This window comes from Rhizobium sp. WSM1274 (genome assembly GCF_025200775.1).
Taxonomy (GTDB): domain Bacteria; phylum Pseudomonadota; class Alphaproteobacteria; order Rhizobiales; family Rhizobiaceae; genus Rhizobium; species Rhizobium leguminosarum_I.
Map to the genome: position 1 here is coordinate 763,480 of NZ_CP104138.1, position 14,411 is coordinate 777,890.

At 61.8% G+C, this 14,411-nt stretch carries 13 protein-coding genes; 2 read left to right on the forward strand and 11 right to left on the reverse strand.

Going from position 1 to position 14,411, the window contains the following annotated elements:
* Positions 1-6 precede the first annotated feature (6 nt).
* A complete protein-coding gene (locus N2600_RS03625; RefSeq protein WP_017963145.1) occupies positions 7-822 on the forward strand; it encodes a PfkB family carbohydrate kinase in 816 nt (271 codons plus the stop codon).
* A gap of 130 nt (positions 823-952) precedes the next feature.
* Here the strand turns inward: N2600_RS03625 and N2600_RS03630 are convergent, their stop codons facing one another.
* From N2600_RS03630 to thrC, 9 genes are all read right to left on the reverse strand, one after another.
* A complete protein-coding gene (locus tag N2600_RS03630) occupies positions 953-2,149 on the reverse strand; it encodes an IS256 family transposase (RefSeq protein WP_260298003.1) in 1,197 nt (398 codons plus the stop codon).
* Between the two features lie 64 nt (positions 2,150-2,213).
* Positions 2,214-2,531, reverse strand: coding sequence for a hypothetical protein (locus N2600_RS03635; RefSeq protein ID WP_260298004.1), 318 nt, complete (start codon positions 2,529-2,531; stop codon positions 2,214-2,216).
* A gap of 56 nt (positions 2,532-2,587) precedes the next feature.
* Complete coding sequence (locus N2600_RS03640) at positions 2,588-3,559, reverse strand: amino acid ABC transporter permease (protein ID WP_017963147.1); 972 nt, start codon at positions 3,557-3,559, stop codon at positions 2,588-2,590.
* Positions 3,560-3,576: 17 nt separating this feature from the next.
* Complete coding sequence (locus tag N2600_RS03645) at positions 3,577-4,857, reverse strand: NAD(P)/FAD-dependent oxidoreductase (protein WP_222281474.1); 1,281 nt, start codon at positions 4,855-4,857, stop codon at positions 3,577-3,579.
* Between the two features lie 59 nt (positions 4,858-4,916).
* Positions 4,917-5,744 (reverse strand): transporter substrate-binding domain-containing protein, encoded by an 828-nt coding sequence (locus N2600_RS03650; protein WP_170258447.1) that lies wholly within the window; start codon positions 5,742-5,744, stop codon positions 4,917-4,919.
* Between the two features lie 389 nt (positions 5,745-6,133).
* Positions 6,134-9,046, reverse strand: a complete 2,913-nt coding sequence (locus N2600_RS03655) for a sensor domain-containing phosphodiesterase (protein ID WP_260298006.1) — start codon at positions 9,044-9,046, stop codon at positions 6,134-6,136.
* Complete coding sequence (locus N2600_RS03660; RefSeq protein ID WP_260298007.1) at positions 9,043-9,657, reverse strand: GNAT family N-acetyltransferase; 615 nt, start codon at positions 9,655-9,657, stop codon at positions 9,043-9,045. The genes N2600_RS03655 and N2600_RS03660 overlap by 4 nt, the downstream gene beginning before the upstream one ends.
* A 29-nt stretch (positions 9,658-9,686) precedes the next feature.
* Complete coding sequence (locus tag N2600_RS03665; RefSeq protein ID WP_017963152.1) at positions 9,687-10,985, reverse strand: M16 family metallopeptidase; 1,299 nt, start codon at positions 10,983-10,985, stop codon at positions 9,687-9,689.
* A gap of 3 nt (positions 10,986-10,988) precedes the next feature.
* Positions 10,989-12,413, reverse strand: a complete 1,425-nt coding sequence (thrC, locus tag N2600_RS03670) for a threonine synthase (protein WP_260298008.1) — start codon at positions 12,411-12,413, stop codon at positions 10,989-10,991.
* Positions 12,414-12,676: 263 nt separating this feature from the next.
* Between thrC and N2600_RS03675 the strand changes: the two genes are divergently transcribed.
* Entirely contained in the window at positions 12,677-13,324 is a 648-nt protein-coding gene (locus tag N2600_RS03675; protein ID WP_170259762.1) for a hypothetical protein, read from the forward strand.
* Positions 13,325-13,428: 104 nt separating this feature from the next.
* On the opposite strand, the gene N2600_RS03680 is transcribed toward N2600_RS03675, so the two are convergent.
* Entirely contained in the window at positions 13,429-13,860 is a 432-nt protein-coding gene (locus tag N2600_RS03680) for a type II toxin-antitoxin system VapC family toxin (protein WP_017963156.1), read from the reverse strand.
* Positions 13,857-14,330 (reverse strand): DUF433 domain-containing protein, encoded by a 474-nt coding sequence (locus tag N2600_RS03685; protein ID WP_260298010.1) that lies wholly within the window; start codon positions 14,328-14,330, stop codon positions 13,857-13,859. Before N2600_RS03685 ends, N2600_RS03680 begins: the two co-directional genes overlap by 4 nt.
* Positions 14,331-14,411 lie beyond the last annotated feature (81 nt).

A 14,411-nucleotide genomic window follows, 5' to 3' on the forward strand; every position in this document is an offset into this window, starting at 1 on the left:
AGCTGTATGAAGAGACTTCGCGTTGCAGCGGTTGGCGACAATTGCATCGACAAGTTCCTGTCGCCGTCGATCGGCGAGGCACTTGTTGGCGGCAATGCGGTAAATGTCGCAGTACATCTCGCGACGCTTGGCCATGAGGCATTCTATCTCGGAGCCGTCGGCCCTGATCTCGATGGCCGGCGGACGCGAACTGCCCTGATCGAGAATGGCGTTGCTGTTGCGCATATGCAGGAACGGCTAGGCAAGACTGCCCATACGGACATCGAGGTCCTGCCGTCGGGCGAGCGCGTGTTTCTGTTTGAGGATTTCGGCGTCTGCGCTGGCTACCGGCCATCGGAAGAAGATATCGCCGCGCTGAAGACCATGGACCACGTCCATATAGGTTGGCTGGATGATGGCGGTGCTCTGAGACACACGCTCGCTGCAGCCGGTGTCAGTGTCTCGCAGGATGTCTCCGTCAACGCCGGCCCGGCCAATCTCGGCATTGAGGGCCTGACGATTGCCTTTGGCTCGGCGGGCGAGGACGACACGGCGGTCGACGCGATGATCGACCGCTTTCTTTCCGCCGGTGTTCGGGTCGCAGTGGTTACGCGGGGCGCGAAGGGGTCGGTGGCGGCGACGCTTGAAGAGCGGGCAGAGACGGGCATCATGCAGGTCGAGGTCGTAGACACCACCGGCGCCGGCGACAGCTTCATCGCGGGATTTCTGTCCGTGCATGTTGGCGGTGGATCGTTGCAGGACGCGGTCAAGGCTGGACGAGACCGGGCAGCGCTCACCTGCAGCCATGTCGGCGGCTTTCCACAGAAGCCGACGGCGCTGTGATACCTATTGGAGTACCAGCCAGCCGAACAGAATGATGATCAGCGCGCCAGCGATCGTGTAGGGATCGACCGGTGCCGCAAAAGGAGGTTATGTGCGTCAAGTTCAGCAAAATGGGCGGTCATGAGACTGGTCATGCGGCGTTGCGGAGAGCGAGTTTCTTATGCTCTCTGAGATCGTCCATGTTGATGTATCGATTGGCCTCCATCCAGTTTTCGTGGGTTTCGACGGCCAGCGCCCTGACCAGGCGCAGGCAGCTTTCGGTGTTGGGAAAGATCCGCACGACGTAGGTTCTGCGGCGAATCTCCTCGTTGAGGCGCTCGAGCATGTTGGTGCTCTTGAGATGCTTGTGGTGGGTGCGCGGCAGGCGGAAGAAGGTCAGCGTCTGCTCGATGGCTTCCTCGACCCAGCCGGTCAGCCGTGGATATTTTCCCGACCATTTACCAAGCCAGGCGGACAGATCGGCCTTCGCCTCTGCGAGGTCGCGCCGGTCGTAGATCCATCGCAGTTCCTGCAGGCAATCGTCGCCGTGCTTGCGCGGCAGATGGTCGAGCGCATTGCGCAGGAAGTGCACATAGCAGCGCTGCCAGGCGGCTTCCGGAATGACCTCGCCGATGGCCGCGACGAGGCCGGCATGATCGTCGGAGACGACGAATTCGACACCCTTGAGGCCGCGGGCTTTCAATCCCAGCAGGAAGTCCTTCCAGGCCGAGCGGCTCTCGCGGCTGGCCATCTCGACGGACAGGATTTGCCGCCGGCCATCCCAATCGATGCCGACGGCGATCAGCACCGCCTGGCTCCTGACGACGCCGGCCTCTCTGACCTTCTCATAACGGGCATCGAGGATGAGGTAGGGAAAGGGCTCTTGAAGCGGGCGGCAGGCAAAGGCCTTCAGGCTTTCATCGAGCCGCTTGTTGATCGCCGAGATCGATGAGGCCGAGAACGCATGCCCACACAGTTCTTCGGTGATCGCCTTGACCTTGCACGTCGACACCCCCTGCACATACATCTCGGCCAGCGTGGCGACCAGCGCCCGCTCCGAGCGCTGGTAGCGTTCGAACAGCTCGGTGGAGAAGTGCCCCGAGCGGTCCTGCGGCACCCTGAGCTCCAATTTACCCACCCGCGTCATCAGCGTGCGGCCGTAATGGCCGGAGCGGTAGCCGAGCCGTTCGGGTGTTCGTTCGCCTTTCGCGGCTCCTAAAGCCTCGTCCATCTCGGCTTCAAGGACCTCCTGCATCACCGCGCGCAGCACCTCGTGCAGCCCATCTGGATTCGAAAGCAGAATATCTTTGACGGCGGCAACAGCAGTCTTATCTTCAGTCTTGGTCATGGTGGCGTTCCTTCCAGGGAATCAGGTGACGTTGAACATCACCAGCCTGCCATGACCGCCCCTCTTAGTGAATTTGCAGAACCTTCCGCACACTACCAGGCCCGCACCAGTAGCACGTGGCCGGCAAGACCCAAAATGCCGGCATAACAACAATGCCCGTATGGTTGAAATCCATGGCCGAGAGGCCGGTGCTGCTGAGCGCTGTCAGGAGGCTCAAGGGGGTCATGACCACCAGCAGGGTCGCAATCAGTGCTTTATCGCTTTCCGCAGCCTTGGCGCGTCGCAACAATAGCAGCGAATGTGCGAAGACGACCGTCGAGACGAAGGCGGCGACGTGGCCGATATTGAATTCGGCGGTGCCGGGTCGCAGCGCCACCGGCAAGGCAAGAACGGCGATACCGGCGGCACGCCTATTGGAGTGTCCTGATGAAGGAGGTCTCAGCGGACATTGAAACGGCCGAACCGCTCTTCGATGCGGGATTGGGTATATTCCAGCCCGATTGAAAGCAGCCAATAGATCATGGAAGCGGTGATCAGCATTTCAATATGGCGGAACTCGGTCTGTCCCTGGGTGCGGGCGAGATACATGATCTCCCATACCCCAACGACCGACACGAGCGAGGAATCCTTCAGCATGGCAATAAACTGGTTGCCGGTCGGCGGGATGATGATGCGCATGGCTTGTGGCAGAATCACCAAGGCCATGGTCTGGCCGGGCTTGAGACCGAGCGCGGTCGCCGCTTCCGACTGGCCCCTGTCGATGCTTTCAATGCCGGCGCGGAAAATCTCGGTCATATAGGCGCCATAGCAGAGCGACAGGGCAAGGATGCCCGCCGGTATCGCGCCGATGACATAGCCGACCTGCGGCAGGCCGAGATAAATGATGTAGATCTGCATGAGCAGCGGCAGGCCGCGAAAGAGCGAAGTGTAAAAGGTCGCAAGCCCATAGATCACGCCGTTGCGCGAGAGCTTGGCAATAGCGCCAGCCAGCGCGATTACAGTGGCGACCGCGATTGAGATCGCCGAAATGAACAGCGTCGTTGTGACTCCCTGGGTGATGAGGAAGCCGATTTTCTTCGCGATGAAGGCGAAGGAAAGATTGAACGAATAGAAGAAGAGCATTAGCAGGACGAAGAGTTCGATCCACACGCCGATGATCTGCCAGCGGCGCGGTAGGAGCCGCAGCAGCGTCCAATTGGCTGCGAGAATCAAGGCGATCAGCAATGAGGACACAAGGCGGCTGACGAGCGGATTATCGGTCACCCATGGCGCGCTCGACGGCAGCATATACCCGAGCCAATGCGAACTGACGCCAAGCTGGAACAGGCCGAGCGTAATCACCAGGATAATCAGCGCCACGCCGAGGCGCCTCATGGCATCAGGATAGGTGAGAATGAGTCGAGCCAGCATGCGCTGCGTCCCTTGGTTCAGGCAGTGCGTTCGCGCCACCAGTCCTGTGCTTGAAGTTTCCAGTAGGTGAGCTGCGCCACGGCAAGGCCGGCGACGCCTCCAGCCCAGACCAGGCCGAATGGCGCAAACAGCTTGTAACGATCGCCCTGGCCGAGTATGGCCTCGGCCACGAGTTTGCCGCCGATCGCGGTGGTGTTGAGCCCGTGGCCGCCAAAGGCCGTGCAGTGCCAGACGCCGGGCTCGACCTCGCCAATCTGTGGCATCAGGTGGCGGGCATAGGACATCAGGCCCGACCAGGCGAGTTCTGTCTTGAGGCCGGAGAGCTGCGGATAGGTGCCGGTCATCTCGCGGCGGAGTTCAGCAACGACGCCGGCCGTGGAGGCCGCGCGTGTGGTGATCCGGCCGCCCCAGAGGATGCGTTTTCCATTGTCCACAAGCCGGTAGTAATCGCCGGCGCGGCGGTTGTCGCCGACCGCATCGCCGGTCGCGATCGCATTGGCGATCAGATCAGGCGCCTCCTCGCTGACCATCACATAGGTCGCGATCGGCAGGAAAGCGCGCTGGAGCCGCGGCTCCAGGCTGCCGGTGTAGCCGCCTGTCGTGAAGACCATGTGCCGGGCTCGGACTTCGCCATTGGCGGTGCGCACGCGTTTCTCCGCGCCTGAAAGGCTGGTCGAGATCGCTGCCGAACCCTCGAAGATCTTGCCGCCGAGCCGTTCGATTTCGGCGGCGATGGCGCGGAGATAATTCAGTGGATGCATGTGAAAGGCTTTGGGATTGCGGAGCGCCTGAAAATATCGTTGCGACTTCAGCATCGCCCGCACCTGCTCGGTGTCGAGATAGTCAAGTTCGTAGTCGTAGTCTTTGAGCAACTGCTCGCGGTAGGTCTTGAGCGACGCGGCATCATCATGGCGCAACACACTGGTGATGCCGGGCTGCGGCGCTGCACTCTCGATATTGAGATCGCGGATGGTGTCGCGGATGAATTCGACACCCTCCGTCGAGAGATGGAAGAGCTTTTTGGCGGCATCCTTGCCCGCCGTCCGGGCGATGTCATCGCTGCCGGTGGCGAAGCCGGGGGCTACGAAACCACCGTTGCGGCCGGACGCGCCGAAGCCCACGATCTCGGCTTCCAGCACGACCGCTTTCTGGCCGGCGCGGACGAGTTGCAGCGCAGTTGTCAGACCAGCCAGCCCTGCGCCGATCACGACCGCGTCGCAATCCTCCGGCCCAGAGAGGGAAGACCGCGACCGATCTTCGGCAATGGTTCTCTTGTAATACGTATCGGGGTAGGACATTGCATGCTCTTCGAAATGGAAGGCACGGGCGGGCAAAACCGCCCGTGCGACGCCGCAAATCAATCTGCGCTATAGTCCTTGCCGTACCACTTGGTGGTCAGCTTGGCGAGCGTGCCATCCTTCTTCATCTCGGCGATGATGTCGCCGACCTTCGCGGTCCAGTCCGGGTCGACCTTTTCGGCGATCACGACGAGCGGCTCGCGGAAGGCATACTCGCCTTCGAGAACGCGGACCGGATAGCCGTTCTTGATCGCGTTCCTGGCCGTCTGTTCCGGCGCGATAACGGCGGACAGGCGAACGCCGTCACCGAGGCGAAGGTCATCGAAGGGCAGCATGGAATCGGCGAACGTGCGCACTTCACCAGGCTCGAGCTTGTACTCGATCGGTGGAACGCCCGGCGCGTCTATCTCCAGGCGGCGATTGATGAAATCCTCCGAGGTCGTCGCGGTCTCGACGCCGATCACCTTGCCGTTGAGGTCGGTGACGGTCTTGGCGGTATTGTCCTTGTGCACGACATAGACATAGGGGCTGTAGTAATAGACGCCGACGAAATCGATCACTTGCGCACGCGGTTTGGTCGGTGTCACTGAGCCGACGCCGAGATCGTAGCGGCCCTGCCACCGACCGCCGGTGAGCGTCGCCCAATCCGGCGTTTCGAAGCTAATTTCGACGCCAAGACGCTTGGCGATCTCGCGGGAAACATCGATATCGAAACCGACCATTTGGTTGCTGTCGTCAAGATAGCTCTGCGGCGGCCAACCACTGTTGGTGGCGACGACCATTGCCTTCTTTTCCATCACCCGATCGAGCGTCGCCCCAGCTTGAGCCTGCGTCGAAAGCGTCATTGCGGCCGCACCAAGTGCCAGCCATGTCAAAAGTCTCCTCATCGAAATCCTCCTTTTCCATCACATGAAGTATGTAAGATGTCTTACAACATAGATGAAAGGAATGTTATGGCGCTGTCAATAGCCACTCCGCCCCATTGATACGCCAAGCAGTATTGCACGCGCTTGCCCACCGTTCATTTCACGAGAAGCGTTACGTCGGCGATCGCCAGGGGCTGGCTGACAGGAGGGAAGAAACGCCGTGCTTAGAAATTGCGACGGAACATCGCGTTCGAGGATCGACCATGGTCTGCTTTCGGTAAAAGCCCAGAAAACTTCAACGACCGAGATGAGGGCGCAAGGCAGCCGCATCCTTCAACAGCAAACAGATGTCCGCCTCGGGCCGAAGCCGGCCTTTTGTCGCTACCGAGGAAATCGACCAGCCGCTCGGCTCAGGCCCGTTTCGTCAGCGGAAAGCGGTCCCGCAGCAGCCGCAGCACCGATTCCGAAGGGATCGGTGGGCCGAAAAGGTAGCTCTGGCCGTAGTTGCAGCCCATCTTGGCAAGCTCGATCGCATCCTCGTTGGATTCGATCCCTTCCGCCACCACCTTCATCTCAAGTTCGCGTGCCATCGATATCACCGATCTGAGCACGATCGCCTTCTTGTCGCTGCTGTCGCGCACCAAAGTCTTGTCGAGCTTGATCGTGTCGAAGGGGAAGCGCGTGAGATAGGCGAGCGACGAATATCCGGTGCCGAAATCGTCGAGCGCCAGGCCGATGCCAGCCTCCTTCAGCTTCTGCAGCACGAGGCGGGCCTGTTCCGGATTTTCCATCACCATGGATTCCGTCAGTTCGAGCTTGAGGCGCGAGGGCTGGCAATGCGTCTTGGCGAGAACCGAACGCACATCGTCATAGAGCTCGTTATTGAGCAACTGCACGCTCGACAGGTTGATCGAGACGAAGATCGGCAATTCGCCGGTCTGGTGCTGCCAGCTCATCAGATCGTTGGTCGCCTGTTCCAGTGCGAACATGCCGAGGGGCCCGATAAGATCGGAGGCCTCGGCGATCGGAATGAATTCGGATGGCGGGATATTGCCGCGCTTGGGATGTTCCCAGCGCATCAATGCCTCGAAACCGGCGACCTCGACATCCTCCAGCCGTGCGATCGGCTGGTAGACCATCGACAATTCCTTGCGCTCGATGGCGCGGCGCAGATCCGTTTCCAGCTGCAGCCGGTCGGTGCCGAAGTCGCGGAAGGCCGGCTGGAACGGCTCGACGCGGTTGCCGCCGGCCCGTTTTGCCCGGTACATCGCAAGCTCCGCATCGCTGAGCAGGCCGGTGGCGCTCTCCTGCCGGTCGACCCAGGAGGCGAGTCCGACCGAGGCCGTCAGGATGATCTCGCGATTGGAAAAGTTGATCGGCACCATGATCGCCTTGCTGATCGCATCGGCAAAATCGGCGACCTTGGCCGGATTGTGCTCGGAAACCAGGATGAGGCCGAACTGGTCGCCGGCAAGCCGCGCCAGCGTGTCCTGCGGTTTCAACAGCCGGCGCAGCCGCCGCGTCAGCGCGATGAGGATGTTGTCACCGGCGGCGACGCCGAGCGAATCATTGACCAGCTTGTAACGGTCGATGTCGATCACCATCACCGTCGGCCTGAGCGTGTCGCCGCCAGGCGCCAGCGCCAGCACCGACTGCAGGCGGTCGAGGAAGACCTGCCGGTTCGGCAGGCCGGTCAGATTGTCGTGCAGCGCATCGTGCAGCAGCCGTTCGACGGAATTCTTCTGTTCGGTCACATCGACGATCGTGCCGACGCAGCGGATGATCTCGCCGTTCGAGCCGAGCACCGGCCGGGCGCGGATCAATAACCAGTGGAAATGCCCGTCTTCGGCGCGGATGCGGAACTCATGGTTCAGCCGCCCGCGGCGGTGTTCGAGCAGCACATCGAGCGTGGCGCGGAAACGGTCGCGGTCGTCGGGATGCAGCCGCGGCAGCCAGTTGCGCGCCGCACCATGCATGGCGCCCTGGGAAAGGCCGAGCTTGATCGAGACGTCGGGAATGGTGACGACGCGGTCGCGCGCCACGTCCCAATCCCACACCATGTCGCCGGAGCCGGTCAGCGCCAGCGATTGCCGCTCGAGATCGGAAAACAGCCCCTGCTGGAAGGCGCCGCCGGCGAATGCATGCTGCATGACGGTGAAGCCGATCAAAAGCACGATCAGCACCAGGCCGCCGCCGAGTGCCGGCTGGATGATGTCGTTGTCGAGCCGGCCGGTGACCGTCAGCCACGCCCCGAACAGCCAGACGAGCGTCAGCGCCCAGGCCGGCACCAGCAGAATGGCGCGGTCGTAGCGGTTGAAGCCGAGATAGATGATCAAGAGCAGTCCCGTCGCGGCCGTCAACGCGAAGGAAAGCCGGGCGATGCCGGCGGCGATCGACGGATCGTAGATCGCGACGCCAAAGAGCAGGGCAAGGCCGAGCACCCAGGCAAGTGTCGCGTAGCCGAGATGCGCATGCCACCGGTTGAGGTTGAGATAGGTGAAGAGGAAGATGACGAAACTCGACGCCAGCGCCACTTCGGCGCAGGCGCGCCATATTCGCTGGTCGGCCGAGGCGACGCTGATCAGCTTGCCGAGAAAACCGAAGTCGACGCAGATATAACCGAGCACCGCCCAGGCAAGGGCTGCCGTCGCCGGCAGCATCGAGGTGCCCTTGACGACGAAGAGGATGGTCAGAAACACGGCGAGCAGGCCGGCAATGCCGAGCACGATGCCGCGATAGAGCGTGAAGGCGTTGATCGTATCCTTGTAGGCGTTCGGTTCCCAGAGATAGATCTGCGGCAGTTCCGGTGTCGACAGTTCGGCGACGAAGGTGATGACGGCGCCGGGGTTCAGCGTGATGCGGAAGACGTCGGCCTCGTCGCTCGGCTGCCGATCGAGCGCAAAACCTTCGCTGGGCGTAATCGCGCTGATGCGCTGCGAGCCGAGATCCGGCCAGAACAGCTTGGAATTGACCAGACGGAAATGCGGCGCGACGATGACGCGCTCGAGCTGTTCTTCCGAAACGTTGGCAAGCGCAAACACCGCCCAGTCGCCCTGATGGTTCTCCGAGCTCGCCCTGACCTCGATGCGGCGGCGGATGCCGTCGGCGCCGGCGGCCGTCGAAACCTGGAAGGCCTCGCCCTGGTTGGCGTAGATCTCGGTCGTCGCCGTCAGATCGAGCGCGGTATCGTCACGGGAAATTTTTACCGGTTCGGCCGCTTGGGCAACGCCCGCCATGAAGGCGAATGCCGCCAGGAAAAGGGCTGCGATCACCGCGATCACTTGTCCGGACGGTGACTTGGGCAGCATGCGGTCTCTTGTCATCGGCTGTCGGTTTTCCTGCCTTTATCCGGATCGGTGGCGAGACGTGAAAACATCACATGGTCGTGCCACTGACCGTTGATCTTCAAATATCCGCGCAGATAGCCTTCCTGTTGAAACCCGGCTTTTTCAAGCAGACGGATGCTGCGCGCGTTATCTGGAATACAGGCTGCTTCGATACGGTGCAACTCAAGCCCGGTGAAGATGTAAGGAATAACCATTTGAAGAGCGGCAAACATATGCCCCTGGCCGGCATGACGTTCGCCCATCCAGTAGCCGATCATGCAGCTTTGTGCCGCCCCCCTTCTGATGTAGCCGATGGTGACGCCGCCGACGAGCGTCATGTCGTCTTTGAGGAAAATGAACAGCGGCACCGCCTGGCCCGAGGCATATTCCTGCTTGCCGCGGACGACGCGTGCACGATATGCGCCCTCCGTCAGCTCGTCGCGCCGCCAGGTCGGCTCCCAGGGTTCCAGGAATTTGCGGCTGTCGGCGCGCAACCGGTGCCACTGGTTGAAATCCTGGTAGCGCGGCAGGCGCAGGAGATATCTGTCGTTCTCCAGCTGCACCGCTTCCGGCTGCCGCTGCAGGAACCGAAAAACCGATTTTGGCATCGATCACTCCCGGCAGGACGGACGTCGGCTCAGCGGCTTGCCTGCAGCGTCTTCGACGCCGGGACCGAAAGCGAGGCAGTGATGTCTTCCATCGGCGCGAGCTGTTCCAGTGGACCGATCGCCGAAAGCGTCGGCACCGTATCATAGAACAGCCGGCCGGCGAGGTCGGTCAGCCGCTCGATGGTGATGCCTTCCAGCCGCTCCATCATCTCCGGATTGGAGATCGGCCGGCCGTAAAGCATCATCTGCCTGGCGATCTGGCCGGCGCGGGCAGCCGGGCTTTCCGCACCCATCAACAGCTGGGCGCGGATCTGGGCGCGGGCGCGCTCGATTTCCTTCTGGTGGATCGCATCGGCCGACTTGTGCAGCTCGTCGATGATGACCGGCACCAGCTCCGGCAGGTTTTCGCCGCCGGTCGCGGCATGAATGCCGAAGATGCCGGTGTCGGAAAAGCCCCAGTGGAAGGCATAGACCGAATAACAGAGGCCGCGGAACTCGCGCACCTCCTGGAAGAGCCTGGAGGACATGCCGCCGCCAAGGATATTGGCGAGGATCTGCGAACAGTAAAAATCGCGGGCGTGATAGGGCTTGCCTTCGAAGCCGAGCAGGATTTGCGCGTCCATCAGGTCGCGCGGTTCGCGCACGCTGCCGCCGATATAACGCGCCGGTTCCATGACCGGCGGGGCGGAAGGGGTCGTCGGCAGGCTGGCGAAGCGATCCTCGACCATGCGCAGGAATTCTTCATGTTCGACGGCGCCGGTGGCGACCACGAACATGCGGTCGGTCGTATAGTTGCGGCCGAGATAGCCACGGATCTGCTGCGGCGTGAAGGAGACGACGGTCTCCGGCGTGCCGAGGATCGCCCGGCCGAGCGTCTGGTCGCGATAGGCGGCCTCGGAGAACCGGTCGAACACCACGTCGTCGGGCGTGTCGTTGGCGGCGTTGATCTCCTGCAGGATCACCTGCTTCTCGCGCTCCAGCTCCTCTTCCTCGAAGGCCGATTCCGTCAGGATGTCGGCGAGGATATCGACGGCGAGCGGCACGTAGTCCTTGAGCACGCGGGCATAATAGGAGGTCGTCTCGGTCGAGGTCGCGGCATTGACTTCGCCGCCGACATCCTCGATCTCCTCGGCAATCTGGCGGGCCGTGCGGCGCGCCGTGCCCTTGAAGGCCATGTGTTCGAGCAGGTGAGCGATGCCGTGCTCGTTGTCCGTCTCGTTACGCGATCCCGATTTGATCCAGACTCCGAGCGCAACGCTTTCAAGATGCGGCATGGTCTCTGTGACTACTGTCAGCCCGGATTTCAGCCGGGTGCACTCAACTGTCATTGGCTATCTTTCTGCGCCTGCTGTCGTCTCGCCGCGGGCATGCTGGCCGATAAAAGTCTCAACGGCTTTCAGCTCCGGTTTGATGATCTGGAAACGCTCCTCCCTGTGCATCAGATCAGCAAGCCACGTCGGAAGCGCCGGGTCAATACCGCAGGCGGATTTTACGGCGGCGGGGAATTTCGCCGGATGCGCGGTCGAAAGCGTCACCATCGGCGTATTCGGCTTTTCTTTCTTGGCAGCGACGAAGACGCCGATCGCCGAATGCGGATCCAGCAGATAGCCGGTCTCGGCATGGGTCTTGCGGATCGTCTCGGCAGCCTGCTTCTCGCTGGCGCGCCCGGCGCGGAAGTCGCGGCGGATCGCCTTCAGCGCTTGCGCACCGATCTCGAAGCCGTTGGATTGCTTGAGGCTTTCCATTGCCGCGCGCACCTTCGAGGCGTCGCGGTCATAGGCTTCGAACAGCAGCCGTTCGAAGTTCGAGGAGATCTGGATGTCCATCGACGGCGAACTCGTCGCCTTGACCGCTTTCATGTCGTAACGACCGGTCTTCAGCATCCGCGCCAGGATGTCGTTTTCATTGGTGGCGATCACCAGCCGGTCGATCGGCAGGCCCATGCGCTTGGCGCAGTAGCCGGCGAATATATCGCCGAAATTGCCGGTGGGCACCGTGAACGAGATCTTCCGGTCGGGGCCGCCGAGCGCCACCGCCGCCGTGAAATAATAGACGATCTGGGCCATGATGCGCGCCCAGTTGATCGAGTTGACGCCGGAAAGCCGAACCCTGTCGCGGAAGACCACGTCGTTGAACATCGCCTTCACGAGGTTCTGGCAATCGTCGAAATTGCCCTCGACGGCAAGCGCATGCACGTTCGGCGACGAAGAGGTCGTCATCTGCCGCTGCTGCACCGGCGAGACCTTGCCATGCGGGAAGAGGATGAAGATGTCGGTGCGCTCGCGGCCGGCGAAAGCGTCGATTGCCGCCCCGCCGGTGTCGCCCGAGGTGGCGCCGACGATCGTCGCGCGCTCGCCGCGCTTCTCGAGCGCATAGTCCATCAGCCGGGCGAGCAATTGCATCGCCACGTCCTTGAAGGCGAGCGTCGTGCCGTGGAACAGCTCCATGACGAAGCTGTTCGGCCCGGTCTGGACGAGCGGCGCGATTGCCGGATGGCGGAAGGTGCCGTAGGCCTCGTCGATCATCGCCCGGAAGGTGTCGTCGGGGATTTCGCCGTTGGTGAAGGGCGACAGGATGGTGAAGGCGATTTCCTGATAAGACTTGCCGCGCAGCGCGCGAATCTCCTTCTTCGAAAAGCTCGGCCATTTGCGCGGAACGTAGAGCCCGCCATCGCGCGCCAGCCCCGTCAGCAGGGCGTCGCAAAAGCCGAGGGAAGGGGCCTCGCCGCGGGTCGAGATATAGTCCACGTTCGTCATCCTTAATCTATCGCTGAAGGAAATCCGGCCGGGCGCCGCCGTGGCCCGGTCCGCTGGAAATCGAAAAGAGGCCGCCCTGCAGGCATGGCATCGCGGATATGCTGTTGAGGTTGCCCGCATCCGGCGGCGAAAAGTGCATCAAAACGGCGCTTACCCAATCGATTTTTGTTTACGCCGCTGATATAGACCATCGCAAACCGTCATGAAAGGCCCCGCGAAAAAGACATGGGGCCTCCAAGAAACGCTTGTACAAGGGATGGAATATGGTGCTCGGCAAGGTCTCGCGTCTCATCGTCTCCGCATCTTTTCTTGCCTTGCTCACTGGTTGCAACTCGCTCGGTATAGGTGGCGACAGCAAGTCGTCGGCGCCGGCGACGCAGTCGAACGGCACCGCCCAGATCATGCCGCTGGCGCCCGCCAACCCATCCTCGAACAATCCCTCGATCGGCACGGCGACGACGGCGCAGGGCACGGTCGCTCCCGTCGTCCAGGGCGCCTGCCCACAGATCTTCATGCGTGATCAGGATGCGATCTTCCGCACCTATGCCAAGGGCAAGAAGGACGATCCGCAGCAGATCGTCTTCCAGGCCTCCTTCGGCGATTACACCCGCCAGTGCACGCTGAACGACACGAACCTGACGATGACGGTCGTTGCCCAACTGCGCCTCATCACCGGCCCAGCCGGCACGCCGGGCCCCGTGACGCTGCCGATCCGCATCTCCGTCGTCGATGGCGAGACCGTGCTCTATTCCGAGGTCACCAAGTTCCCGACCGAGATCCCACCGGGTGCGCCGGGCACCCAGGTGGTCTTTCGCAAGGACGGCATCAAGATGCCGGTCGGCTCCGGCGCCCTGGTGCGCGTCAACATCGGCTTCGACACCCAGCCGGCAAAGACCAAGAAGAGCAGCTAGAGCAATTCCAGGAAAAGTGCGCAGCGGTTTTCCGTCCGGAATTGCGTGAAAAGGAAAGCCAATCTCAGGAAAGGCGGGAAGCGGTTTTCGGACGACGTCCTATTCTAGGGCTCGATCCGCTCCGGGGGATCGGTGAACGGATTGAGCAGCCGCGTACCGCGGCCCTCGAAATCTTTGATGTTACGCGTGACAAGCACGAGGCGGTGAACGCGCGCAGTCGCTGCAAGCGCCAAGTCCCAGCGGTCCTTGTTCTTGGCTCCGAGCAGGCGCGTCCATTCTTCCACAACTGGGGCGTCCACCGGCAAAATCCGATCTGCAAACGCTTTCTCCAGGTTGGCAATTCCTCGAATGATAGCAGCGGCGCGTTCCGGGTCGCGCCGTTTGAGCATTTCAGCACCTCGGCGCTTCTCGAATAGCGTCGCTACGCTGAGGCGCAGTTCCGCGTCATCGACGCCGGCGATCCACTTGCGGACGTTGGCGTTCCCTCGCGGGCTGAACTCACGCAAGACATTCTCGTCCAGCAAGTAGCCGGTCACGGAATTATTCGCGGGCCTGCAACATCGGCTGCTCCGTCGACTTCATCGAAGGCCCCAAGTTCGGCGAGGTCGGCGAGCGATCGCTTGAGACTGCGGGATGGATAGGGTCGCCCCCGCTTCGGATATGCTTTCGCGTATTCGATGGCGGCCTCGACCTGCTCGCGGCTGAGAGAAGGAAAATCCTCGACGATCTCCGCGACTGTCTGTCCGCGGGCAAGTGCTGCCACCATATGGACCGGAACGCGCGTAGCCTTTATCAGCGGTTCTCCACGCTCTACGTCTACCCACTCTCGCAAAGCTTCCAGGCGCTGAAGCCGAGTTTCGAGATCTGCATCTATCTTCCCCAGGTCGAGCTCGATTTCCCCGAGACTGACACGATGAGCGTCGAAAGAGAGTTGACGGATCGCATCGTATAGTCTGCGACGGCCGGCAGGAGTTAGGTCCTTATCGAGGCCGTCGGCGACGAGCAAAAAACGCATTTCTGCGGGGCCCAAAAGCCGCTGAACAGCGCTACCGACCTTGCGCTGGCGCGCGCGGATAACACCTGTATC